Here is a 655-nt window from a genome sequence, read left to right as displayed (position 1 = left end):
GCCAGGCCGGGCACCTTCGAGCGGACCTCACGGCAGACGTCCACCCCGTCGCCGTCGGGCAGGCGCACGTCGAGCACCGCCACGTCCGGCTTCAGCGCGGGGATGCGGGCCACGGCCGACTCGGCCGTCCCCGCCTCGCCGACGACCTCGATGTCGTCCTCGGCGTCCAGCAACGCCGCCACACCACGCCGTACGACCTCGTGGTCGTCCACCAGGAACACCCGAATCATGTCTCTACGCTAGGACCTGTTTCGAAGTCCGCTATCTGGCGGCGTGTCGTGCCCGGGCAAGCAGTGAGGTCTCCGGTAGAGGGTTCATCGACCAAGAAGAACCTGAACACCGGAGACCTCGTTGGCCACCTTAGCGGTGACGAGGCGGTTCGACCTGACTGATGCGCAGTGGGCGCGGCTGGAGCCGCTGCTGCCTGCGCCGAGCAGACCAGGGCGGCCGTCGAAGTGGACCAAGCGGCAGCTCATCGACGGGATCCGGTGGCGGGTGCGGGTCGGCGCTCCCTGGCGGGACGTGCCGGAGTGCTACGGCTCCTGGCAGGCGGTGTACGCCCTGTTCCGCCGCTGGCAGCGTGCCGGTGTCTGGCAAAAGATCCTGACCGGGCTGCAGGCCCTGGCTGATGCCGCCGAACTGATCACCTGGCAGG

Annotated in this window: 2 protein-coding genes; one reads left to right on the top strand and one right to left on the bottom strand. The window is 69.2% G+C overall.

The annotated features are described in order from the left end of the window. The coding region (locus FLW16_RS43000; protein ID WP_142566728.1) for a response regulator transcription factor at positions 1-230 on the bottom strand (230 nt) is incomplete at its 3' end. A gap of 121 nt (positions 231-351) precedes the next feature. On the opposite strand from FLW16_RS43000, the gene FLW16_RS42995 reads away from it, so the two are divergent. Next, the coding region (locus tag FLW16_RS42995; protein WP_142564444.1) for a transposase at positions 352-655 on the top strand (304 nt) is incomplete at its 3' end.

It is taken from the genome of Microbispora sp. KK1-11 (genome assembly GCF_006874435.1).
Classification (GTDB): Bacteria; Actinomycetota; Actinomycetes; order Streptosporangiales; family Streptosporangiaceae; genus Microbispora; species Microbispora catharanthi.
Note: the sequence above shows the minus strand (reverse complement) of the source record. Positions and strands in the feature narration are given on the sequence as shown.